Here is a 22,020-nt window from a genome sequence, read left to right on the forward strand (position 1 = left end):
AATGAATCAAAAGCCTTACTTACAAGTAACGAGGGATATGTTTTGGATGCAGTTTGTTTGGACACTCAGCTTCTTTGGCGTCATGTTGCTTATCCATGTAATTAAAATAACCACTTCTCAGTTTAGCGAGGATGAAGTAAGTACATTTTTCGCCTCGTCTTCCATTACTTCCAATATATTTATGCTTGTCATCGGGATTATTTCCTCATCTAGTTTCATCAAACACTATGTAGGCCATGGAATCACAAGGAAAGATTTCTTTTATGGTGCCACTATCGCTTCCATCACCTTGTCGATCATCATTCCCTTAATGTCAGCACTCATTACTCAGGTGATTTCGTTTATCATCAAGCTTGCTGATTTACCGATCGTTTTTCAAGGATATAAGTCGGAGCATATAGATGATGGCGGAAACCTCATTAGTGATATGATCCAATCCGTTATTTTAACACCGATTGTAGAACTTCACAGTGACCCGCTATTAGCCCTATTGATCTTCTCATTAAATATCCTCACCTCTTATATAGTAGGATGGCTCATCGGGGCGGCCTTCTATCGGTTTGGAACCATTGCCGGCCTTGGCAGTATTGCATTGGGGGGCTTAGTTCTTTATACAGAAGACGTTCTCATGCATGCCGGACTCGCAATTGGGATGTATAACTACACCTTCACGATGCCTTTGTATGTATCGGTCTTCGTGGTGCTGGTGATAGTAGGAATAATTCTTTGTATCATTCGGCAATTTACTAAAAGGGTGGCCATTAAGGTTTAATAGGGATGAGGATGATGTTAATAACTATAAACGTAAAAGCCTCACTACATGTCGCATGTAGTGAGGCTTTGTTTTTCAGTTCAGCTGGTGGCTGTCACTCATCTTCATCTTCTTCGTCTTCCCACACGGTTAATCCGCTTAAGAACGTTTCGAAGTCAGGAGCTAATTTAATGATTTTCTCATCTTCCACATCAACGAATATAACAGGCGGGTTTTCTTTCGTCTTCCTGTAATCGAGGGCCGTCCATGTATGTCCATCGCCGGAGATAAGGACAATATTTTTCGGCAAGTCCCATTCTTCGATTAAATATTCGCTATCCAGGATGCCATCTTCTTCGGCAATTCCGCTGATATAGTCCACGTTCACATGGTCATCCGCCCATGATGTCGGAACATCAGTTGGATAGGCGTTGCATTCAATATAGCCACCGTTCTGTTCTTTAAGGAGCGTTATATAAGCTTGCGGTAATTTTACTTTCAGCTGTTTTTCCGCCATTTTGACCATTTCATCTGTTAATGGTGCTAACTTCTCTATTTCTACATCTTCTAACCAGATGCTTTTCCCCATTGTTTGCACTTCCTATACGTTCATATTTTCATTCAAGACACATGTTACATGGTTCATTATTACTTGTATAGGATTTTTATCCTTTTCCTGTTCAATATTCATGTTACGAATGTTTGGACTCCCAAAACTTAAGCTATATGTAAAGAAGATTCACGAACCGAAATACTCAATGATCTCAAAACCTGCATAATCTGTTTTGTCTGGATATTCCACATGTATTCACCAACTTTAATGTGCTTACTGTTCATTTTTTTTCAAAGACCCCGTTAGTTCAAGAAGGATCTTGATTATCATAGGCTCTAGACCAATGAAATGGTTGGATTTCCTCCAGTGTTTTATATACAAGTCTTTGATCTGGGTTCGTAATAGCTGCTTTTACATGAGGACCCCAATACCAAAGTCTTTCTTGGCATACCCCACAAGGAGTTAAGACTTTAAATTCAGCCTTTTCGTTATCTCTTACAACGCAAACAGAATGTGTAATCTTTGTGTTCAGCTTATGTGCCTCAAGGATCGCACCCGTTTCCATACATAATTCTGTCGATGCATTGATGACCTCTGGTGCGACACTTGTCAAGAATTTACCATCTTCCGTATACATCGCTGCGGCACCGCCCCATCCAGAAGGATATCTCCTTGTAATCAATTCGATTGCTGCTTGATACAGTCTTTGTTCAATATTCATGCTTCTTCCACTTTAAGTGTAAACTCTAACAATCCTATACCAATTTAGCATAAATTTACATAATCTAATTTACTTTTTTTGGTAGTATATAAAAAGAGGCTTATTCAGCTAACGTGCAGTGGTTTAATGATCCTTAAATATTTTCAAAAACATCATAAAAGGAAGTGTTTGAGATTGGGTAGTGAAGATAAACTCATTATTTCTACATTAAATAAAGATTTAATAAAGGATATCAATAAGACAAATGATTATTTTACGTTATATGGTAGGGTTGTCCCCCGTTTACAAGCAGGAAAGTGGTCTTATGAAGAAGTTCTTTTTGATAATACTAGACAAACACGTTTTCCAGATGACAAACTTGATTTGAGTCACTATATAAACCAAGAGGATAAAGCTTTGTTTTTAGCTTATATGAATGATACGTGCATAGGACAAATTAGAATCATTCAGGATTGGAATCGCTTCTGTTATATTGAAAACATTGCGACCAAGAAAGAGTATAGAGGCAGTGGCGTCGGAACGTTGCTCTTATATAAAGCAGAAGAGTGGGCAAAACAAAGAAACCTGATAGGCATGTCCTTGGAAACCCAAGATGATAATCTTGGTGCCTGCAGATTTTACGTGAAACAAGGATTCATACTAGGTGGAGTGGACACACTCAAGCAGTCCTATAATCCTGATATTGAAACCACTTTATACTGGTATAAGTTATTCAAATAACGGGGCTTTAGCGGAATCAGTCATACAGTCTTCGTCCATGCTCAATGCTTGATTCTTGTTCCACTGAAGTTCGTACATATCCAAGTTAGGTGGTGAACCATTGTGATTGATTGGCGATGGGTGGAAGTTGATACCTTAGAAAGTCAAGAAAAATGGAATGAAGCAAAATCGCTCCTGATAAAGAGCTGGCGCCAAAATCCACAAGACTTGAAAGTGGCTATTCGACTTGGTTTCTTTTGCTGGTATGTCTTAGTCCAAGAGGGACCTTTAGGGATTAAAGATGTAGATTTTAATGAATTAGAAGCTGTGTTAAAGGAAGTTACGCATTTTGGAATGGCTAATTTTATTACAAATGAGGATTTTCTTTGGTGTTTTGGTTATATGATTTCGCTGTTTCATTTAGTTAACTTTCAGTCCATATTAATGAATAGTTGTAAACTGGCATATAACCTTTGTTATATGCCAGTTTTTTCTTCATATTCGAGTATGTCACCAGGCTGACAATGTAATGTCTGGCAGATTTTTTCTAATGTGTCAAAGCGAATACCACGCGCTTTACCTGTTTTTAGTATGGATAAGTTAGCTTGGGTAATTCCAACTTTTTCCGCTAATACTTTTGAAGAAATTTTTCTTTCTAGCATGACTCGATCTAGATTAATTTTTATCATGAGGAGCTCCCACTTAAATCACGTTGTTAGAATCGTCTTGCAAGGATATTCCGTATTTAAAAACCACATAAAGCGTATATACGATAGCTAATAGAAGAATGTTGCCTAGTAAACCTGGACTGGAATTTGAAAAAACATTACTGACATTGTAAGCGTGTAGTTTTGCAAAGAACAGCTGACTGATGAACTGCAAAATGGTGAAGCTTGTGATTGCGATTAGGATTTGTTTGAGGCACGTAAGATTTTGGTAAACAAAGAAGTCTTGTATATAAATATTACCGATCATTTTACGAAGCGCATACATAATGATAAACAAACAAGCAATGATTGCTAGCGCCACTAAGCAAGAAAGTACTAAAAACCATACTGATGGGTTTGTGTTTAAGTTTGAGTTAACATCTACATACTGTAGTAATTGTTTTTTAACTCCATTCGGAACTAACAATACAGCTCCAGTCCCAAATAGTAGCATTAATCCGGCAAACGCACATAAAAATTGAGCAATCAGAGACATAATTGATAAGAATTTCAAAACAGACTTGGTAAAAAGACTCATTAGATATAGCCCTCCTTTATCACTTTACATTTATTTCCTTTTTATTATAAAACAATAAAGGATTATTGTAAAACAATAATTATGAGTATTGAAAATTTCTCGCAATCTTGTAAAAAGGAGATGCTCCATAACCGAAGCATCTCCCTCTTGTCTCATTTTTCCCTTTCGAATACGACCCTTCCCGCCACGACCGTTTTTACGGCTTTGGCTGTCAGCATCTCCTCTGTCGTGCCATCGAATAGGTCCCGGTCGAATATCGTGAAGTCTGCGACGTAGCCTGGTTTGATGTAGCCACGCTCATGCTCTTTGTTGATTGCCTGGCTACTGCCGATCGTGTACAGTTGGATGGCTTCGAAACGGGATAGCTTTTGTTCAGGTATGTAGCCATCATGCTCGGCGCCTGGTTTTTTTCGTTCGACTGCTGCATAGATGGTTACGAGTGGATCGATGTCCTCTACTGGTGCATCCGTTCCCGCTGCACACATGATGCCCCGGTCCAGCAACGTTTTCCATGGATAAGCTAAGGAAAGACGCTCTTCCCCGAGGCGGTCGATGACCCACGGGAAGTCGGATGGGACGAATGCCGGTTGGATATCCACGACAAGCGGTAGTTTGGCCATTCTTTCGACTAGGTCCTCTCGCAATATGCAACAGTGGATGAAGCGGTCCCGCTTGCCGCTTGGTGCCGGGTATTTTTCAATGACCCGAAGGACTTGTTCTGTCGCCGCGTCCCCAATCATATGGACGGCCACGACTTCGTTATGCTTGCGTGCCAATTTCACCAACGTCTCCAACTCTTCATCGGTTTGGATGAAGAGTCCTTTGTTATTCGGTTGATCGGCATATGGCTGGGATAGAGCCGCCGTCGATCCCCCAAGGGCCCCGTCGGCAAAGATCTTCATCGCTCCCGGTTCTACATAGGGCTCGTCAAACTCTGCGTTGGCTTCGATCATTTTTTCAAATACGGCGTTATGTCGCAATATATTCACGCGGAAATGCTTCTTCTTGCCGACGACGCGATGAAACGCCGTGAGTGGATTCCGAAAGTCTCCGAAATAATTCATTTCCTCTGTGTGCCCACCCGTCAGGCCATAAGAAAGCATGTTATCCACAGCAAGCTTCAGTGTGTTCGTCAATGATTCTATGTACGCTTCCCCTTCTTTTGGCACAGCTTCTGTAACAGGGTTCATCGCTTGGTCGAACAACAGGCCATTCAACCTGCCATCCGCATCTCTCCCGATTTCCCCGCCTGCTGGAGGTTGGCTGTCTGATGTGATGCCACCTGCTGCTAGGGCCGCTGAGTTGCCCAACACGACATGATGGCACACTCGGGTCAACAGGATCGGTTCTTTCCGAATCGCATCAAGTTCCTCGATTGTCGGAATGCGCTGGTCGGCGAAGTTATTTTCGTTCCAGCCTTCCCCATACAACCAGCTATCAATTGGGGCTGTCTTCGCTGACTCGCTCACCATCTCCAGCATCTCGGTTGCCGAACGGGCTTTTGTTAAATCAAGACGAATTAACTTTTCGCCTTGGAAGAGCATATGAAGATGGCTGTCAACGAACCCCGGATACATGGTGGCCCCTTTCAAATCCATTCGCTCATCTGCCTCGACGCTCAGTTCATCGAATGATCCCGTAGCGAGTATGTTGTCACCCTCGACAAGGACGGCTTCAACCGTTTCATGTTCTTTCTCCATTGTGTAAATTGTGCCGCCATACCAAAGTTTCTTCATAGGAAGGATCCCTTTCTCTGCGAGTTTTCGTTTACCTTAACGCGTCGACATCGATACGTCCTGTTTTACTTTCTCCATGGTTGCCAGTTTTCCCTTTATTCAAAAGCAATAGCCCCTCTAAAAATATGACCATCCATCTATACAATCGGCATTTTCCTACAACTATGAATCGTTTAGTCAAAAATAAGGCCCCCTTCATCAAGGTGGGCCTCAGTCAAAGTCACATTATCTATCAAATTTCTCTCGAATAGTGCTGTACTTTCTCTTTATCGATTTCCACCCCGAATCCTACTCCATCTGGAATGATGATTTCAAAGTTTTCATATTGGATGTCATTCACCGTGATAGTATCTTTGAACAGTAATGGGCCAAATAATTCCGTACCGAATTTCATTTCCGGTATCGTTGCATATAATTGTGCACAGATGGCCGTCCCTAAGCTGGATTCGATCATCGTCCCCCCGTATAAGCCGATTCCAGCCGCTTCGGCAATGGCTGCGACTTTTTTCGTTTGAGTCATTCCACCCGCTTTGCACACTTTCAGGGCAATGGAATTACCTGCTCTATGTTTGGCGATTTGGAAGCAATCTTGGATGGAGTTCGCCGATTCATCCGCCATGATTGGCACCTTGAATCGGCTCGTCAAGCGTGCCATTCCTTCGTTGTTCCATGTTGGGAGTGGCTGTTCGATCATGGAGACGCCACCGTCTTCTAAGCGTGCAATGCAGGAATTCGCCGTATCTTCATCCCACGCCTGATTCACATCTACAGTAAGACGTGCTTCATCCCCAACAGCTTTTTTAATCTCCAATACATGTTCAACGTTTTTAATCGGGTCGCCTTTACCGATTTTCAATTTGAAGATATTATGACGTTTCTGGTGTAAGAGTTCCTTCGCTTCTTCAATATCTCTATCCGTATCACCGCTCGCCAAAGTCCAGGCGACTGGCAGCGATTTATGAATCTGGCCGCCAAATAATTCAAAGGCAGGCACCTCTTTGCTTCTAGCCGTTAAATCGACCATGGCCGCCTCTATCAAGGATTTGGCAAAGTAGTTGCCCCTTACGTGTTTCGAGATGTCATACATGATTTTGTCAAAGTGTACGGGTTCCTTACCGATGATCAATGGGGATATATAACGGTCAATATTGACCTTAATCGCTTCCGGCGTGGATTCCCCGTATGAAGCGCCGCCTATCGTCGCGACTTCCGACCATCCTTCATTTCCCGCTTCATCCGTTATAGAGGCCACAACAAGGGTCTGTTCAACAATGGTATGCATCGCCAATTGATGCGGACGGATCGTCGGTAAATCTAGTATATATATATCTACTGAACGTATTTTCATAGTTACCTCACTCTCACCTTATTACACAATAAAATCGGCTTCTGTTTTTTCTTTCACTTCTGCAAGCGTTATACCTGGCATCAGTTCAACCAGCTTTAATTGTTTATCGACCACTTCGAATACCGCTAACTCTGTCACGATCATATCCACGCTTCTGGTCGATGTAATCGGGTAGGTACATGCTTTCAGAATTTTGCTTTGGCCGTCTTTCGAAGTGTGGCTCATCGTTATAATGACTTTTTTCGCACCGACCAATAGATCCATGGCGCCGCCTACCCCCAAGATATTCTTACCTGGAACTGCCCAATTCGCAATGATTCCTGACTGTGCAACCTGTAAGGCACCAAGTATCGCCACATCGACATGACCGCCGCGGATCATCGCGAATGAATCGGAACTATCGAAGAAGGAGGTCCCCACCGCTTCACCGACTGGTAGTTTGCCTGCATTGACAAGGTTCGGATCGATATCTTCCTCTTCAACATCCGTTACACCCAACATGCCATTCTCGGTGTGCAGGAATACGTTCTCATCCTCGAGATATTCGGCTACTAGTGTGGGGATGCCGATTCCTAAATTGACGGTACAAGGACCGTGCAATTCCTTGGCCACACGCTTCGCAATCAGATGCTGCACCTCATGTTTGCTCATTTGTTTATTCATTTGCTCACTACCCCTACCTTTGTCAAGATTTGCTGTGCTTGGATAATGGTATCGATATAAAGATGGGGTGTGACGATTTCCTCTGGATCCAATTCACCAGATTCGACGATCTCATCCACTTCTACGATGACTCTTTTCGCAGCGGTTGCCATCAATGGGTTGAAATTACGAGCCGTTTTGTAGTAAACGAGATTCCCTAGGGTATCAGCTTTATGCGCCCGGATAATGGCAACATCCGCGCGGATCGCTTTTTCCAGAATATAATTCACGCCATCAATATTGCGCTCTTCTTTTCCGATTGCAAGCTCGGTGCCGACGCCTGTGGTCGTGTAATACCCGCCGAGGCCCGCCCCACCCGCACGCAAGGATTCTGCCAATGTCCCTTGCGGCAGAATTTCCAGTTCAATTTCCCCTCTTTGATATTTGGCACCCACATCACGGTTGCTTGTAAAATAAGAGCCAATCCCCTTTCTGATTTTGTTTTGGTTGAGCAGGATTCCCAAACCCTTACCTGCTTCCCCGAGATTATTACTGACAATCGTCAAATCCTTCACGTCTTTTTTAGTCAATCCTTCAATTAGCGTAAGTGGTGCACCCACTAATCCAAAGCCCCCCACCAAAATCGTTTGACCGCTTTTGACGTATGATAAGGCTTCTTGCAGATCTTGTGTCACTTTCGTCATGCCTGTCCCTCCCTTGCCCGTTTCAGGGAATCGCTGATTTCAAACCAGGCTGGAATGCCGGCCGTCAGAATGCATATGTATCCCACATCAGCTAGATCCGCCTCTGAAGCTCCGGCCTGTCTCGCTCTTTCTATCCAGGCAATGGCCTCCTCACCCCTCAATTCGGTAATGTAATTGCCCACCATGTTCAGGTATTTCAATCTAGAAGACACGGTTCCCTCACTAAGGATTTTCTCCTCGATCCTCTCGGCTTCATTCGTTTGAATGACGTTCCATGTATCTACTAAAAAACGTGTATCCAGCTCTCCCATCCAGGCAATCATCGTAGAAATCACGTCTTCAATCGTTTCAGGATCATTTGCTGGCTGTTTAACTGATGTTCCCGATAATTCCAGGGCATATGCCAAAGACTCAAGCGACACTTTAAGTGATGGAAGCCCCTTATATAAATAGGAAACTAGTAGGTATTCGACTAGTTCCGGAATCGATGAACCATAATCCATGGCGCCCTTGGTGTGATACACCATGCTACGTGGATATAGTCTTGCTGCGTTCATGCTGGCCACGAGTACATCCTTCTCTTTACGTGATAACGCGCCATCCTGCATAATTTCACCGCGCAACCCCGTATAGTGGTCTAATACAACTGGACTGTAATCATGCATTTTTTGCACCCAGCCCGGTACTTCATCATAAACTTCCTTAAAATAATCCAACCCTTTACTCATTCATCATTCTCCCTTCTTATGTAGATTGCCATTTTTATAGTTTGATGGTTTTCAGGATGTAGGTCTCCTCACTTCTCTACTGCTTCAAAAATGTAAAAGGTGTTTGTTCGACCCTCTTCAAAAAGGATTGAATATCTTGATTGATGTCATCACGTTTTTCAAAGACCATGGTGTAGTGGTTGCAGTCCGAAACGACCGTTTCGATTCGTTCCGTATACTTCTGCGTTTCCTCATAGTCGGACAGAAGGAATAACGGGGGCATGGACCCGATGTCGCCCTCAGCATACACAAGCAATACGGGGCATTGAATCTGTGAACAGATCTCTTTTGGACTAAAGGTATAAAAGCTTTCAAAGTCAGCGAGGATTCTTGATTCGGTTGATTTATTCTCCCAATGGTCAGCTACAGGAGCCACTTCATATTCGACGGCATCCTCCAGTGTTTCTGTCCACGTGATTCCTAGGTTTCCGTAAATCCTTTTGATTTCTTCGACATAATGTTCTTGAGATTCGTATTCTTTACTCAATCGTCCCAAAGAAGGCTGAACGATCCTTCTCTGGTGTTCGGACATTGTAGCAGCACCATCCAGTAGAATGACGGCTTTTACTGTATCCAATTTACTGGCCACAATGGCCGATATAAAAGCTCCCATGGAGTGACCCAAGAGGATAGGGTTTTCGATATTCATTTCTTCTATTAATGCCAGGATGTCTTCGGCATGACGAAAGATGGAAGGCTCGGGATCTGTATCCGCACTATTTCCCCTTCCCCGCAGGTCGACCGAAATGAATCTGTATTCCCCTTTATAGGCATCCGCGTAATGGTGCATGTTTTTATGTGTACCTGTTAGTCCATGAATCGCGATAATCGGACCTTTTTCTCCCGGGTAATCCACCACTTGCATTTCGTTCCCGTTGATCATTTTTTTATAAGAGTTCATGTATTGGCACCTCACCTTTATCCGTTATACGTATGGAAGGAATCTTTAGTGTTATGAAATAAAGGCTGCCGAAATGCTCTCGACAGCCTAGGAATTCGATTCATCAAGTATTAGAGGGTTCTCAATACAAAATTCAAGGATGCCTCTTTATGGTCCCCCACTTGTTCAAGCTTCGTTAACAAGGAAGTTCGAACGCCTTTGGCTACATCCGTTTCTAACCACTCATCCCCTTCAAAAAAGACTTGAGTGATCAGTGTTTCATGACCTTCATGCTCGAGTTTCATATGGATGTGGGCAGGACGGTATGCATGGTACCCAGCCGCTCTTACAAATTCACCTGTTGGACCACTCGTAGGGATTTGGTAAGGAATAGGAACTCTCGCATGCACCTCGAAGTCTCCGTTCTCGTCCGTATAGAAATGACCTCTTAGGTTAAAGTCAGGTGCTTTTGAATCAAAGTTCGAGTATAGGCCGTCGCTGTCATCCTGCCACCATTCCACTTTTGTATTGGCCAATGGTTGTCCGTTAACGGAACTTGCATTTCCATAAAACACCAACTTATCTCCTGCTTCATCCGGTCTTTCCGGTATAATGAACGGTTGCTTTTCAAGTAACGGCGAACCTTCCACAAAGTAAGGTCCAAGAAGGGAAGGCTCTGTACCAGGCAACCCCTTATATTTAGCTTCCAATACATAGGTCTCGATGAAGACATCCAAAAACAGCGGGATTTCTCCACTTTTACCCAGACGATCTGCCCAATTCACGAAATTCGTATACTCTTCATGATTAAATTGTTGTTCATCTAAAAAATTCTTCAGATGCTTAGCAAAGCTTTCATACGCTTCTAATACACGCTTATTTTGTACAATCGTTTCTGACATCATTGTTTCCCCCTCAGATTTTAAATGGCCAACTATATTTACACTTCGTAACCGCATACATTTGCAAGTGAATCGTATAGGTAATCTTTTCTTGGAGGACTTGCAAAATGAATGAACAAATTGTACGATAACCGTACATAAATTTTCTATTCGTACAACTTTATTTTACACAGGGGGTATCATTTATGTCAACTGAATATTCAGAAAATATAAAAAGTGGCGACTATATCCAATCCCTAGAACGTGGGCTGCTTGTTATTCAGGCATTTTCACAGGAAACTCCGACACTGACCATAAGTGAAGCGGCGAAAATAACCGGTTTAAGCAGACCGACTGTGCGCAGGATCTTACTTACTTTGGTTCACCTCGGGTTTGCAGAGTCGAAAAATGGATCCTTTTCCTTAACCGCCCGAACCCTGACATTAGGCTATGCCTATATTTCTTCGAAGAACATTTGGAATATGGCCTATCCCATCATGCGGGAATTTGTTGCCCAAATAGGTGAGTCCAGTTCCATTTCTGTATTGGACGGTACGGAAATCATCTATGTTGCCCGTGTTCCTACGAAAAGAATCATGTCGATTAATCTGGATGTCGGATCCCGCCTCCCTGCTTATGCGACGTCCATGGGACACGTGCTTCTAGCTAATCTTCAGAAAGATGAACTAGAGAAACGGTTGGATCAAATTACTCTTCAGTCGTTTACAGAAAAAACGATTGCGGACAAGCAGCAATTACTGAGCACCTTGGATGAGGTCCGTGAAATGGGTTGGGGAGGGGTTGATCAGCAGTTCGAAGAAGGACTCCGATCCATCGCTGTTCCCATAAAAAATTCTGAAGGACAAGTCATTGCCGCCATCAATTGTTCCGCACATGCTGGAAGAATCAGTGAAGAAGTTCTCCAAGAAGAATTTCTTCCATTGCTATTAGACACGGCAGCCAAAATTAGTAGGGCCATCGCAACATCGAACTCCTCACATTTTTAATAAATCTGTGTAAAATGCAAACCAATAAAAGCCGCCTGTTTGAAGGGACTCCCTCCTCAGGTGGCTTTTATCATGATTCTACAAATTCTCTGGCTGCCCTTGAATCTCTCATTCCATTGATCACGGAACAATCACAAACTTACAGCTTCACTGGATTGGATGATTCGAAAAGTAATCCCGGATCATCTCTTGCATCTGTTCTTTATTCTCCGCGAATTGCCTGTGCCTATGTCCATTGCCCCCGGAAGGATGCGGGAATCCTAGTAGCAGATTGCTAGCATCGAGGTGATTCTGTTCCGCCAAGTAGGTGAGGACCTTTGAGACGTTGATGCCTAGCGGAATGATGAGGGGCTGGTCCATGTTGCTGATTTCGGTCGCAAACCCTTCCATGATATGCTTCCTTAGGAGCTCCGTCTTTAAGATGTCCGGAGTCGTCCCGCTGTAGTTTTTTCCCTTATAAAACACCGGATAGTTCAGGACGGATCCTGTATGGACCAAGGAATTGGCCTCGGCGAAAAGCTCGATCGTGGAGGACAGCCCCAAGTATTCATGTAAACCCAGCTCATCCAGCATCTTGACGAGGTTCTTTCGCATCGGTCCTTCAAAGCTGGATTGTTTCTTTACTTCGTGGAGGATTTCTTCCTCACTTTCTATGTAATCCTTGACTTCAATGACGGTTGAAAAGGATTTCTTCATTTGATGTAATCCTGGTGTGATTCCGGCGATCACGACTTTGGCACGTTCATTCACATATTCAAAAGGAGCATAATAGATTTCGAGGTTTTTCTTCTCATCCCGATCAAGCAGAAATTGCTCGTTTCTGATCATGTCCACTGTATACGAGGCCGGCAAGCTATACAGCAGATCCTTGTATTGCTTGAATTTCGAAAATTGTACGATACTCATGACTGTTGATCCCTTCTTTTATAAGCTTGGTGTCGTGTAAGAAAATGCTTGATCAAAGAATAGCACCAAATTCATTGCAACTGAATTCAATCGTGAAGGCTTTCTTTGTGGCTATACGATGTAAAGTATACACCCCTTCAATCAAAAGGCTATATGTACGGCCATTATCCACAAGTTTGGCCTCCGAGAAGGTTTGCTTCCATTCTCCATTAGAAGAACTGGCTATATGTGATGTAATCTGATCTACCTTTGAAAACATTTGGCCTTCCCGATTTTCATTATATTGTGTCTCAAACATACCTGAAACCTCTACTGAAAAAATCTTATCGCTAACATAAAGGTGGGCCGTTTTTTTCCTTTCTCCATTCGAACCCATAACGACTTCACTAGTTTGTGAAGGTAGATTACTTAATGCCTCACGTTCACTTGCCAAGAAGAAATCCATATGTTCTTGGATCCTCTGCTTATAGTCTTCTGGCTCAGCCCAATCTTGGGGTTCAAACTCTTCAATCGAAGGTACGACTAGATTGATCCCTATTTTGGTCTCATTCGCCTGATGGACAATTTCCTCATACTGATTGTGGTACTCTTCCTTTTGTTCCTGCGTCAATTGAAGGGGACCCGTTGTTTCCACAACATCAATTGGAGGATTGGATAAAGGTGCACCCTCTATAGTTTGTTCACCCCCTAACACTTTAGACGCCTCTTCACTCTTTGTCTGATTCGCTTCCTCATTTGTACTACATCCCGTTAAAAGCACCGTTCCTAGTATTGCCCCTATGTATAAAACTTGTTTCATCATCATTCCCCCATCCCCATTCACTTGCCATTCATCGTTATAACGATTGTAAACTTTATCCAAATTAAAATGAATAGTTTTTAATTCGCTAAACAATTTTTAAGGCTAGGTTCAAGGAAAAGATTGATTTAAATAGGCTTAGCAACAAATGGATATTTATGTTAAATTAATGACAAGGAAAGACATACACGTTAATTGGAATTTTAGTCACCAAATAGTTGGGTCACACGGTGAAATGAATTTTAGACTAAAGATAAACATACGTATGAACAGTCTTTAGGAGGTGAGTGTTTTGTCCATCGGAATTCTTGCCCTTGTCACTATGGCGTTATGGATTGTACAAATTCATGAATTCTTTAAACCTGAAGAAAAGCAAAACAATAGAAAAATCATAGTCTTAACTTCCTTCGGGTGCTTGTTTACCACGATTTTGACCATCCATCAAATTCAAAACTTCCTTGGGTAAAAGTAAATACCATCAGGAACCGCAGAAGATTATGACATTCAAAAAAAGGAATGTTCAAAGGAATATCAGATATAAATGCTTAGAACCCCCCATCATAGAGAGATTGGGAGGTTCTAGTTCTTGCGACATATTATTTTTTCACAGCATGGATGTAATGAATGGTTTCGAATGCAGACAAATAATCTGTTCGACCACCAAAGAATTTATTTTGAATGGCAACAGGTGATAAATGTTCATAGATGAGTAAACCTGAGTTTTCTAACATTTTCTCCATTTCTTCATAAGTAAAACATGATTTCATGGGCTCGCCACTAGCTGATGCCATTTGAACCATATTTTGCACTCGATTGGACAGCCCTTTTTCTTCAAAAAGGTTGTCATCTGCATAATCAAATACGATCGAACTCCCTGAAGGTAGCTTGGCAAACCATTCATTAATCAAATTGGCATGTTCTTCTTTTGTTAAATAATATGAAACACCTAAAAGACTAAGAAAGGTTTTTTTGTTAGGCATGAAACCTTTTCCAATAAGATCTTGAATGGCAAATGGTCGGGTGAAATCCATTGGAACAAAATGAAGGGTATCCGGGATTGGATAATTTGCATTTTCTAGCCTGATCTTTTTAAAGTCTTGTGTAGCTGGATAATCCACTTCAAATATATCGATGCTTTCGTTTAATTCCGGGTGTCGGAAACAAAAGGTATCTAATCCCGCTCCTAAGATGACATACTGTTGAACGCCCAGCACGATTTCATGGCGTACTACATTTTCGCAATAGGCAGCACGTGCTAAAGGAGTTGGAGAAAGTTGGACTTGTGTAATCCATTTTAAAATTTCATCTGGGTCATCTCGAAATTTCTTTGCTATGCTATCATTAAAGAATGGAATGCCTTTAATCATGTTCTCTTGAATATCCGCAAATTCTTTTTGGCTAATTAAATCTTTTACAATAAAATCATCAAAAATTTTGGGTGTGTCGTATTGACTATGGTAAGCCCGACCAAAGGCTGATATTAAGGAAGTCATACTTGATTCGTTCTTCTTCATACATTCATCCCCCGTATAACAAAAATAAGATTCCCCTGGCCAGGAGAACCTCATTATACACACAAAAATTTTAACTGTAAATTATAGCATAAATAAATATTTTTGTCAATCTATTATATCTCGAAAATCCTACCTGAATATAAAAAAAAAACGCCAAAGTGGCGTTTTTTCTTTAAGCAGTTTTCTTATAATACGAAAGATCTTCTTCGAGCGGGATGTTGGCTGCTCGTTGTTTTTTCGCTGCGACGAAGAAGGTGATGACCAAAATGACGCTGACGATGGCTCCGATGATGTAGGAGGTATCCATCGATAACCGGAAACCGATTTGGGCGTTTAGGATATAGACCAACACCGTATATAGCATGAAGGTTCCTGGCAGTAAGGACACCCAGTAATTCTTCTTCGCGATGTACAGGTACATGGCTCCTACGAATAGGGCGATGACGGCTGTCGCTTGGTTGGCCCATGAGAAGTAGCGCCATAGGATATTGAAGTCGATTTGCGTCAAGGCAATGGAAATGACGAACAGCGGAACCGCGATGACTAAGCGGCTGCTCATTTTCAGTTGCGGGAATTTCACATAATCGGCAATGATCATCCGTGCACTTCGGAAAGCCGTATCTCCGGACGTGATCGGCAAGACGATGACACCCAGTACGGCGATGGTGCCGAATAACGCTCCAAGCGTTACTTTTGCCGCTTCACTTACGATCAATCCCGTTCCACCTGTTGCAAGAAGTTCGTTCAAGCCGACTGGTCCATCAAACAAGCTCATGGCAGCAGCGGCCCAGATCATGGCAATGATTCCTTCTGCAATCATCATTCCATAGAAGATTTTCCGGCCTTGTTTTTCATTTTGAGTCGTACGTGAAATGATCGGTGATTGTGTTGCATGGAAGCCTGATAGTGCCCCACATGAAATCGTTAGGAACAACAGCGGGAAAATCGGCAGGTTATCCGGATGTAAATTGGATAACGTTAGTTCCGGTATCGGCGCTTGTTGGATAATCAAGGCTCCACCCACCCCGACGGAACTGATTAATAATAACGCCCCGAATATCGGATAAAAGCGTCCGATGATTTTATCGATGGGCAGAAGTGTCGCCAGAATATAATATAGGAAAATGGCTATCGTAATGAGCGTCAGGCTCACCGTGCCATTCATCAGGTTATGAAGCAAGGATGCTGGGGACGTGACAAACACCGTGCCCACCAAAATTAATAACAGGATGGCGAATGCATTGACAACATGCTTCATCACTCTGCCGAGGAATTTACCCGCAAGTTCCGGTAAATGGGCTCCACGGTTCCGGATTGAAATCATGCCAGTTAGGTAATCATGAACCGCCCCTGCAAAGATACAGCCAAGTACGATCCAGATAAACGCAACAGGTCCATATAAAGCTCCCATGATTGGACCGAAAATGGGTCCGACCCCTGCGATATTCAATAATTGGATCAATGAATTCTTATTCGTGCTCATCGGCAAGTAATCGACGCCGTCCTGATTCGCATATGCCGGTGTCGGTCGCTCCGCTTTGACACCAAACATTCTCTCTATGAATTTACCATATGTAAAATATCCGATTAGTAATAGAATGACTCCACCTAAAAATGTATACATCTATCTATGCCCTCCTTGGAATCGCTTACATATAGTATAAACGATGAATTGACAGAAAAGAGTGAATTCTTATTATCATGTCGATTTCGGAGGGTAAGAGGTTCATATGTCGAATTAACGTGTAAAATGTTCAAAATTTTGTCACATGTATACGAGAAAGAATCTGAGATTCACGCTTGGATTCATATCAGATTCTTCCTACCCTATCATAACTCCAAGGCCGCTCGAAAAGCTTTGGCATACGTCCGGCTGACGGACAGCATTTCGTCCCGTCCTTTCAATTCAAGCTGGTACGCCCCATTGAACCAGGGGGTAAGACGCAATACATAATTCAAATGCACCAGATAACTTTTATGAATTCTGAAAAATGGGAATTCATGTAACCGTTCTTCTAATTCCTTCATCGTCGTTTTCACTTCATATTCATGGTCGACCGTGACGATCTTCGATACCTTTTCTTCCCGTGAAATGTACATGATGTCATGAGGATGAACATAGAGGATTTCCCCCTCCACTTCGACAGCCAGTCTTCCGGCGCTTTTGACCGGCCTATTCTCCTCTTTCTTTAAGAATAGTTTTTCAAGGCGGCTAACCGTCTCTGCCAATTGTTCTTCATCATACGGTTTCAATAGATAATCCACCGCATCCACACGAAAGGCTTCCACACCGAACTGAGGATAGGCAGTCGCAAAGACGATTCTCGGGACGTTCTTCAATTCCTGGAGGGCCTTCGCTGCCTCCATCCCATTCATGAGCGGCATCTCCACATCGAGGAAAATCACATCAGGCTGCAGCTGCATCGCCAAGACGATGGCCTGTTCCCCAGATTCACCCTCGCCGATTATATCGATGGAGGGATGCTGCTTCAACAGATGAATCAATTCCTCGCGGCTATAACGTTCATCATCTATGACAAGTGTCCGAATGACCGATTTCATGTTCTTCCCCACTTTCTTCATTTACTTTGGAATGCGAAAGGATATTTCCGTGCCTTTTCCTGGTTCACTCCGAATCTTCAAGGCCGATTGTTGCCCCATCATCATCGTGAGCCGTTTGTTCACATTATAAAGGGCAAGGCCTGTCCCGCTTTTGGATTCAACGATTTCTTGGCCAAGCTTTTGTAACTGACCTGGCTCGATACCAGCCCCATTATCCCTTATGACGATTCTAATCGAGGCTTCCGTTTCTTTTTCAAGAAGAATATGTATCGAACAGTTTTCCGTTTTGTTTTTAAACCCATGATGGATGCTGTTCTCGATTAATGGCTGGAGGATGAGCGGCGGGATCTTCGCATTGAGAACATCTTCACCCACTTCATAATGAATGTGCAGCTTATCGACAAACCGCATTTTTTCGATATTCGCATACGCTTGAAGATGTGAAAGTTCCTCCGATAAGGTCGTCCATTCCACCGTCGTACTGGCTAGGTTCTTTCTGAAATACTGGGATAAGTGAAGCAGCATTTTCCTTGCCTTGTTAGGATCAATCCTTATTAACGAGTTGATCGTATTTAAAGCATTGAATAGGAAGTGCGGATTGATTTGGGCCTGAAGGGCTCTAATCTCCGCTTCTTGTGCCAATTTTTGTGCATCATCGAGCTGTGACACTTCCAGTTGATAGCTGAGGAGCATACTCAACCCTGACATCAACTCGACATCCACATTGTTGATTTCTTTTTCATGGCGGAAATATAACTTTAACGTCCCGACTGTCTGATTTCCCTTCTTTAAAGGACCAATGATGACCGCCCCTAACGGACAATCGGAAACCTGGCAATGAATATCCCGCTTTCCCACTACGATCAGTTCCCCACCCTCGATCACCTGGCGTGTGATTTCTGTCTGGAGCGGCCGTCCCGGCGAGTGATGGTCATCCCCCAAACCGATATGGGCGAGGATCTTCGTTTCATTGGTAATCGCGATGGCACTTGCCTTCACTTCATCAAACAAAATCCGGCATACCGCGGCAGCCGACTTTTCGTTCATACCTTGGCGCATGTACCCGAGGGTTTGCCTTGCAATCCTCAATGACTTCTGTGCCTGCAAGGCAGCAGCCTTCTCCTCTTCATTCAGAACGCTTCGAATGATTAATAGAAACAAGGCACTGCCTAGGCCATTGGCGATAATCATCGGAATACCAATATGCCCGACAAGGGAAAAGGCCTGTTCGGTCGGTTTCGACAGAAGAAGAATGATGAACATCTGCATCGCTTCGGCGAGGGCCCCGATCATTAAAGCCTTGGAAAGTTTAACATGTTTGTTTTTCTTATAAAAAAGACCCGCAAGCAGCCCGGCAAGTATCGTGGCGACCCCACAGGAAAGCGCCGTGAATCCTCCCAATGCAAAACGATGAATCCCCGCGACGATCCCAGCACCAAGTCCGATGCGCCATCCCCCGAATAAACCGGCAAGTACAACGCCGATCACGCGGGAGTTGGCAATGGCCTCATCTTCCCCGACAGACCCGACCCATCGGTTGAACTCAAGCGATTCGGGACTCAATGTCAGTCCGGTATAGGTGCCAATGATGCCGAACACCCCAAAGAACAAAATGGCTTTGACCTGTTGCTTCCGGTTAAAATGATCCTCATTCAACATTTGTCGAAAGAAACGAAAACGGGTCACGATAAAGGCAATCGTCACGATGATCCCGAGCCGTTCCGTCATGGTAATCAACAATTCCATGATGATCTGCCTCCCCCAATCCCTCTTGCAATCCCTGTATGGATAGCTTGTACTCTACACAATACCTTCTATTATTATACGCTCGATGGACGGGTTCTCCATACCTTTTCTAAAGACCCCATCAAAAAAGCCGATTGATTTTAAAATAAAATCAATCGGCTTATATGAGTGGTACTGTATGGGATTTAAGCATTTACGGCTTTACGTGCTTGACTTTCATGCAATTTCTTCATGGCAAACCTGGCTACTGGTTGAGCGATCAACGTTTCAACCCAGAATGCGATAAAGAAGTTACGTGGCCAGTCATAAAAGAACGTATGAATCGGCTTCCAGCTAATTTCCCCCATGCCAATCCAAGATCCGATAACTGTCAGTAAAACGGACAAGATGGTTACGCTAAATAATATCGTGAACAGCACCCGTGCATTAAAGCCGTCCGTCGGTCCAGCAAACTTTTGTACAAGCTTAGTAACAAGTGGATTTACCACAAATGGTACCAATATAATGACACAAACCCAAACAAACGGAATCACTTTTAACGTATCAACATACACGTCCTTCGTGAATCCAAATTTAAATGCCATAATAAGTGGTGCGATAATGTTGACAGAAAGAATGGAAATGATGGCTAAAAACAATATAAATTCTTTTCCACCTCTTGGTAATCTTGTTTCCCCGTGCATATGGATCCATCTCCCATATAAAAAAATATTTCAGATGGCAGACGTATCATGAGACATATATTTTTGGCCCCCAAAAAAGAAAGACCAATATCTCTACACACTGATATAGCTAGTTTATCACTTTTCCCAAATTAATTCCAAGTCCTTTTTTCCATGAAAAACACAGGCTACATGCATCAAAAATACCATCCATTCACACCATAACAGATATAAATGGAGTGATGAACATACAGAAAATATATTTTTTATTGTAACCTAGAGGAAGGGGTGTTTATCTTCCGATTCAAAAGGAGTATAATGGAAAAAGAGTCAGGTATTTACCTGCTCACGATTCCTTAGGTGACCGCCTTTTTAGGCCCCCTCTCCTAAGGTTTTTTGTTTTTTTAATTGAACAAGGTTGCCATATGGTCCCTTTATTTTTTTGATTGGGAGGTTTACATCATACTTCGTCCCTTCCCCCGTGCTAAAATAGGAGAGTGGTCCGCTACATTCCACTTTTAAGAAAGACGCCGGGAAGTTTATTATTTTGAAACGGAGATGAGGGAGATTAAACAGCAGCGGTTAGTAGTTAAACGCAAAAGAACGCTAATAGAAATGATATTAGATATCATTTCGCTCTTATTTCTTATTTCAAGTGTTGTATACATAATGACGGAATGGTCTTCTCTACCAAGTCAAATACCCTTTCAATTTAATTCGTTCGGGAAAGTGAGTATTTTGGGTTCAAAGGAAAGCGTACTTGCCCTTCCGCTATTTGGTCTGATCATCTGGATTGGCTTGACGGTCCTTGAAAGATTCCCACATCGCATTACCTTGCCTTTTTTTCTTCAAGAGAATAAGGAAATGGAGTTCAGGAATAATCGGATTCTGATCAACATGACCAAGAATGTACTGGTCATCTTTTTCACTTATACGAACTGGACTAGCATACAATTAGTTTTAATCTGAAAAATGACAATGGCGCTCAAATGAGCGCCATTTAAACGTTTCTATTTAAAAAATCGACTTTCATTTCTATAATATATATTTTTTTCAAAATACTAGTTTACTAGAGTGTGGATTAGGATATACATGATACTGTAAGCAACACAAAAAACTTTTATAGGAGTGATTAACATGGCTGACAATAACAAAATGAGTCGGGAAGAAGCAGGTCGCAAAGGTGGAGAAGCAACTTCAAAAAATCACGACAAAGAGTTTTATCAAGAGATCGGTGAAAAAGGCGGAGAAGCGACCTCCAAAAATCATGACAAAGAGTTTTACCAAGAAATCGGTGAAAAGGGCGGAAAAGCCCGCAGCGATAACAATAACAATTAAACCATTCCATAAAACGAGTAATTGTCTTAACGGGCAATTATTCGTTTTTTTTGTTTGTTTTGTCTTTATCGGTCGATTCTTGGTATTTATCGGTCATTTATTGCTTTTATCGGTCAATTCACATGATATATCGGTCAATCCCGGCTTTTTATCGGTCTAACTGCCTCTCAGCGCCAGTACCATCCAGAAGAAGTGGTATACCGTGACGGCGGCATACGCTACCAAACAAAGCAAGATTCCGCCATTCACCACTTTTCTACGTTTTAACTGCGGATAGATCCACAAGAGAAGCAAAGGAAGGAACAGTTTGCATCCGTAGAAGAAGGAGCGATTCCAATGATACACTTCTTTCATGAGGGGGTTCAGTTCTCTTATGTATCCTGCCTGGATGCCAAAATCGGTTACCACAGCATCGAACAGACATAGCACGAAAATCCATACGAGCATATTCTTCATCTTCTCTTTCGAAATCCTTGCTTCATCCACCATGATCTCCTCCTACCACTATCTTTTCAAAAGTACGAATGGAACATACCTTATCAAGAAGGAACATTAAAGA

General features: G+C 42.7%; 26 protein-coding genes and 1 pseudogene. 7 read left to right on the top strand and 20 right to left on the bottom strand.

Features of this window, described 5'->3' with window-relative positions; all coding sequences use genetic code 11:
• Position 1: 1 nt before the first annotated feature.
• Positions 2-772: a hypothetical protein gene (locus ACIQXU_RS04630; RefSeq protein ID WP_402987019.1), complete on the top strand. Its 771-nt coding sequence runs from the start codon at positions 2-4 to the stop codon at positions 770-772.
• A gap of 94 nt (positions 773-866) precedes the next feature.
• Here ACIQXU_RS04630 and ACIQXU_RS04635 read toward each other — a convergent pair whose 3' ends face one another.
• Positions 867-1,340 (bottom strand): SMI1/KNR4 family protein, encoded by a 474-nt coding sequence (locus ACIQXU_RS04635; RefSeq protein WP_402987021.1) that lies wholly within the window; start codon positions 1,338-1,340, stop codon positions 867-869.
• A gap of 271 nt (positions 1,341-1,611) precedes the next feature.
• The gene (locus ACIQXU_RS04640; protein WP_402987023.1) at positions 1,612-2,025 is read right to left on the bottom strand and encodes a cytidine deaminase; all 414 of its coding nucleotides are present in this window, start codon (positions 2,023-2,025) and stop codon (positions 1,612-1,614) included.
• A 174-nt stretch (positions 2,026-2,199) separates the two neighbouring features.
• On the opposite strand from ACIQXU_RS04640, the gene ACIQXU_RS04645 reads away from it, so the two are divergent.
• Both ACIQXU_RS04645 and ACIQXU_RS04650 read left to right on the top strand, forming a co-directional pair.
• Entirely contained in the window at positions 2,200-2,745 is a 546-nt protein-coding gene (locus ACIQXU_RS04645) for a GNAT family N-acetyltransferase (protein ID WP_402987025.1), read from the top strand.
• 102 nt (positions 2,746-2,847) lie between these two features.
• Positions 2,848-3,246: a hypothetical protein gene (locus ACIQXU_RS04650; protein WP_402987027.1), complete on the top strand. Its 399-nt coding sequence runs from the start codon at positions 2,848-2,850 to the stop codon at positions 3,244-3,246.
• On the opposite strand, the gene ACIQXU_RS04655 is transcribed toward ACIQXU_RS04650, so the two are convergent.
• The 10 genes from ACIQXU_RS04655 to ACIQXU_RS04700 form a co-directional block, all read right to left on the bottom strand.
• Positions 3,201-3,413 carry a helix-turn-helix domain-containing protein gene (locus tag ACIQXU_RS04655; protein WP_402873324.1) on the bottom strand — a complete coding sequence of 71 codons (213 nt, stop codon included), beginning with the start codon at positions 3,411-3,413 and terminating at the stop codon, positions 3,201-3,203. The genes ACIQXU_RS04650 and ACIQXU_RS04655 overlap by 46 nt on opposite strands.
• A 13-nt stretch (positions 3,414-3,426) precedes the next feature.
• Positions 3,427-3,969: a DUF2975 domain-containing protein gene (locus tag ACIQXU_RS04660; RefSeq protein ID WP_402987029.1), complete on the bottom strand. Its 543-nt coding sequence runs from the start codon at positions 3,967-3,969 to the stop codon at positions 3,427-3,429.
• Between the two features lie 152 nt (positions 3,970-4,121).
• Positions 4,122-5,705 (bottom strand): amidohydrolase, encoded by a 1,584-nt coding sequence (locus ACIQXU_RS04665; protein WP_402987031.1) that lies wholly within the window; start codon positions 5,703-5,705, stop codon positions 4,122-4,124.
• A gap of 31 nt (positions 5,706-5,736) precedes the next feature.
• Positions 5,737-5,886 (bottom strand): hypothetical protein, encoded by a 150-nt coding sequence (locus ACIQXU_RS04670; protein WP_402987033.1) that lies wholly within the window; start codon positions 5,884-5,886, stop codon positions 5,737-5,739.
• A 51-nt stretch (positions 5,887-5,937) separates the two neighbouring features.
• The gene (locus tag ACIQXU_RS04675) at positions 5,938-7,053 is read right to left on the bottom strand and encodes a muconate cycloisomerase family protein (protein ID WP_402987035.1); all 1,116 of its coding nucleotides are present in this window, start codon (positions 7,051-7,053) and stop codon (positions 5,938-5,940) included.
• A 21-nt stretch (positions 7,054-7,074) separates the two neighbouring features.
• A complete protein-coding gene (locus tag ACIQXU_RS04680) occupies positions 7,075-7,716 on the bottom strand; it encodes a 3-oxoacid CoA-transferase subunit B (protein ID WP_402987036.1) in 642 nt (213 codons plus the stop codon).
• Complete coding sequence (locus ACIQXU_RS04685) at positions 7,713-8,399, bottom strand: CoA transferase subunit A (RefSeq protein WP_402987038.1); 687 nt, start codon at positions 8,397-8,399, stop codon at positions 7,713-7,715. Before ACIQXU_RS04685 ends, ACIQXU_RS04680 begins: the two co-directional genes overlap by 4 nt.
• Positions 8,396-9,127 carry a carboxymuconolactone decarboxylase family protein gene (locus tag ACIQXU_RS04690; RefSeq protein WP_402987040.1) on the bottom strand — a complete coding sequence of 244 codons (732 nt, stop codon included), beginning with the start codon at positions 9,125-9,127 and terminating at the stop codon, positions 8,396-8,398. The genes ACIQXU_RS04685 and ACIQXU_RS04690 overlap by 4 nt, the downstream gene beginning before the upstream one ends.
• Before the next feature lie 76 nt (positions 9,128-9,203).
• Positions 9,204-10,067 (bottom strand): alpha/beta fold hydrolase, encoded by an 864-nt coding sequence (locus tag ACIQXU_RS04695; protein ID WP_402987042.1) that lies wholly within the window; start codon positions 10,065-10,067, stop codon positions 9,204-9,206.
• Between the two features lie 110 nt (positions 10,068-10,177).
• Positions 10,178-10,948 (bottom strand): dioxygenase family protein, encoded by a 771-nt coding sequence (locus tag ACIQXU_RS04700; protein WP_402873304.1) that lies wholly within the window; start codon positions 10,946-10,948, stop codon positions 10,178-10,180.
• Positions 10,949-11,133: 185 nt separating this feature from the next.
• Here ACIQXU_RS04700 and ACIQXU_RS04705 point away from each other — a divergent pair, with 185 nt between their 5' ends.
• Entirely contained in the window at positions 11,134-11,934 is an 801-nt protein-coding gene (locus tag ACIQXU_RS04705; RefSeq protein WP_402957437.1) for an IclR family transcriptional regulator domain-containing protein, read from the top strand.
• A 147-nt stretch (positions 11,935-12,081) separates the two neighbouring features.
• Here ACIQXU_RS04705 and ACIQXU_RS04710 read toward each other — a convergent pair whose 3' ends face one another.
• Positions 12,082-12,840, bottom strand: coding sequence for a uracil-DNA glycosylase family protein (locus ACIQXU_RS04710; RefSeq protein WP_402987044.1), 759 nt, complete (start codon positions 12,838-12,840; stop codon positions 12,082-12,084).
• Between the two features lie 52 nt (positions 12,841-12,892).
• On the bottom strand, positions 12,893-13,639 hold the full coding sequence (locus tag ACIQXU_RS04715; protein WP_402987046.1) for a hypothetical protein: 747 nt from the start codon (positions 13,637-13,639) through the stop codon (positions 12,893-12,895).
• Between the two features lie 292 nt (positions 13,640-13,931).
• Between ACIQXU_RS04715 and ACIQXU_RS04720 the strand changes: the two genes are divergently transcribed.
• On the top strand, positions 13,932-14,105 hold the full coding sequence (locus ACIQXU_RS04720; protein WP_402987047.1) for a hypothetical protein: 174 nt from the start codon (positions 13,932-13,934) through the stop codon (positions 14,103-14,105).
• Between the two features lie 130 nt (positions 14,106-14,235).
• On the opposite strand, the gene ACIQXU_RS04725 is transcribed toward ACIQXU_RS04720, so the two are convergent.
• The 5 genes from ACIQXU_RS04725 to ACIQXU_RS04745 all read right to left on the bottom strand — a co-directional run bounded on the left by ACIQXU_RS04725 (position 14,236) and on the right by ACIQXU_RS04745 (position 20,144).
• Positions 14,236-15,153 carry a class I SAM-dependent methyltransferase gene (locus ACIQXU_RS04725; RefSeq protein WP_402987049.1) on the bottom strand — a complete coding sequence of 306 codons (918 nt, stop codon included), beginning with the start codon at positions 15,151-15,153 and terminating at the stop codon, positions 14,236-14,238.
• Between the two features lie 172 nt (positions 15,154-15,325).
• Complete coding sequence (locus tag ACIQXU_RS04730; RefSeq protein ID WP_402987050.1) at positions 15,326-16,777, bottom strand: carbon starvation CstA family protein; 1,452 nt, start codon at positions 16,775-16,777, stop codon at positions 15,326-15,328.
• A gap of 206 nt (positions 16,778-16,983) precedes the next feature.
• Positions 16,984-17,715, bottom strand: a complete 732-nt coding sequence (locus tag ACIQXU_RS04735; RefSeq protein WP_402987052.1) for a LytR/AlgR family response regulator transcription factor — start codon at positions 17,713-17,715, stop codon at positions 16,984-16,986.
• 21 nt (positions 17,716-17,736) lie between these two features.
• Entirely contained in the window at positions 17,737-19,464 is a 1,728-nt protein-coding gene (locus tag ACIQXU_RS04740; RefSeq protein ID WP_402987399.1) for a LytS/YhcK type 5TM receptor domain-containing protein, read from the bottom strand.
• Between the two features lie 182 nt (positions 19,465-19,646).
• A complete protein-coding gene (locus ACIQXU_RS04745) occupies positions 19,647-20,144 on the bottom strand; it encodes a hypothetical protein (RefSeq protein WP_402987054.1) in 498 nt (165 codons plus the stop codon).
• A gap of 648 nt (positions 20,145-20,792) precedes the next feature.
• Between ACIQXU_RS04745 and ACIQXU_RS04750 the strand changes: the two genes are divergently transcribed.
• Positions 20,793-21,092 (top strand): hypothetical protein, encoded by a 300-nt coding sequence (locus ACIQXU_RS04750; protein ID WP_483878327.1) that lies wholly within the window; start codon positions 20,793-20,795, stop codon positions 21,090-21,092.
• A 168-nt stretch (positions 21,093-21,260) separates the two neighbouring features.
• Positions 21,261-21,455: pseudogene (gene gsiB, locus ACIQXU_RS04755) on the top strand (glucose starvation-inducible protein GsiB); the annotation flags it as partial.
• A gap of 162 nt (positions 21,456-21,617) precedes the next feature.
• Here gsiB and ACIQXU_RS04760 read toward each other — a convergent pair.
• The gene (locus tag ACIQXU_RS04760) at positions 21,618-21,950 is read right to left on the bottom strand and encodes a DUF5658 family protein (RefSeq protein WP_402987058.1); all 333 of its coding nucleotides are present in this window, start codon (positions 21,948-21,950) and stop codon (positions 21,618-21,620) included.
• Positions 21,951-22,020: the final 70 nt, after the last annotated feature.

Source organism: Peribacillus sp. NPDC097284, assembly GCF_044761765.1.
In the GTDB taxonomy this organism is placed as follows: domain Bacteria; phylum Bacillota; class Bacilli; order Bacillales; family DSM-1321; genus Peribacillus.

Coding starts and splice junctions, on each gene's coding strand:
- ACIQXU_RS04735 (WP_402987052.1), bottom strand. CDS start 17,715: ATGAAATCGGTCATTCGGACACTTGTCATAGATGATGAACGTTATAGC.
- ACIQXU_RS04655 (WP_402873324.1), bottom strand. CDS start 3,413: ATGATAAAAATTAATCTAGATCGAGTCATGCTAGAAAGAAAAATTTCT.
- ACIQXU_RS04635 (WP_402987021.1), bottom strand. CDS start 1,340: ATGGGGAAAAGCATCTGGTTAGAAGATGTAGAAATAGAGAAGTTAGCA.
- ACIQXU_RS04630 (WP_402987019.1), top strand. CDS start 2: ATGAATCAAAAGCCTTACTTACAAGTAACGAGGGATATGTTTTGGATG.
- ACIQXU_RS04710 (WP_402987044.1), bottom strand. CDS start 12,840: ATGAGTATCGTACAATTTTCGAAATTCAAGCAATACAAGGATCTGCTG.
- ACIQXU_RS04685 (WP_402987038.1), bottom strand. CDS start 8,399: ATGACGAAAGTGACACAAGATCTGCAAGAAGCCTTATCATACGTCAAA.
- ACIQXU_RS04700 (WP_402873304.1), bottom strand. CDS start 10,948: ATGTCAGAAACGATTGTACAAAATAAGCGTGTATTAGAAGCGTATGAA.
- ACIQXU_RS04675 (WP_402987035.1), bottom strand. CDS start 7,053: ATGAAAATACGTTCAGTAGATATATATATACTAGATTTACCGACGATC.
- ACIQXU_RS04730 (WP_402987050.1), bottom strand. CDS start 16,777: ATGTATACATTTTTAGGTGGAGTCATTCTATTACTAATCGGATATTTT.
- ACIQXU_RS04680 (WP_402987036.1), bottom strand. CDS start 7,716: ATGAATAAACAAATGAGCAAACATGAGGTGCAGCATCTGATTGCGAAG.
- ACIQXU_RS04745 (WP_402987054.1), bottom strand. CDS start 20,144: ATGCACGGGGAAACAAGATTACCAAGAGGTGGAAAAGAATTTATATTG.
- ACIQXU_RS04665 (WP_402987031.1), bottom strand. CDS start 5,705: ATGAAGAAACTTTGGTATGGCGGCACAATTTACACAATGGAGAAAGAA.
- ACIQXU_RS04705 (WP_402957437.1), top strand. CDS start 11,134: ATGTCAACTGAATATTCAGAAAATATAAAAAGTGGCGACTATATCCAA.
- ACIQXU_RS04640 (WP_402987023.1), bottom strand. CDS start 2,025: ATGAATATTGAACAAAGACTGTATCAAGCAGCAATCGAATTGATTACA.
- ACIQXU_RS04725 (WP_402987049.1), bottom strand. CDS start 15,153: ATGAAGAAGAACGAATCAAGTATGACTTCCTTAATATCAGCCTTTGGT.
- ACIQXU_RS04760 (WP_402987058.1), bottom strand. CDS start 21,950: ATGGTGGATGAAGCAAGGATTTCGAAAGAGAAGATGAAGAATATGCTC.
- ACIQXU_RS04715 (WP_402987046.1), bottom strand. CDS start 13,639: ATGAAACAAGTTTTATACATAGGGGCAATACTAGGAACGGTGCTTTTA.
- ACIQXU_RS04690 (WP_402987040.1), bottom strand. CDS start 9,127: ATGAGTAAAGGGTTGGATTATTTTAAGGAAGTTTATGATGAAGTACCG.
- ACIQXU_RS04660 (WP_402987029.1), bottom strand. CDS start 3,969: ATGAGTCTTTTTACCAAGTCTGTTTTGAAATTCTTATCAATTATGTCT.
- ACIQXU_RS04750 (WP_483878327.1), top strand. CDS start 20,793: ATGACGGAATGGTCTTCTCTACCAAGTCAAATACCCTTTCAATTTAAT.
- ACIQXU_RS04695 (WP_402987042.1), bottom strand. CDS start 10,067: ATGAACTCTTATAAAAAAATGATCAACGGGAACGAAATGCAAGTGGTG.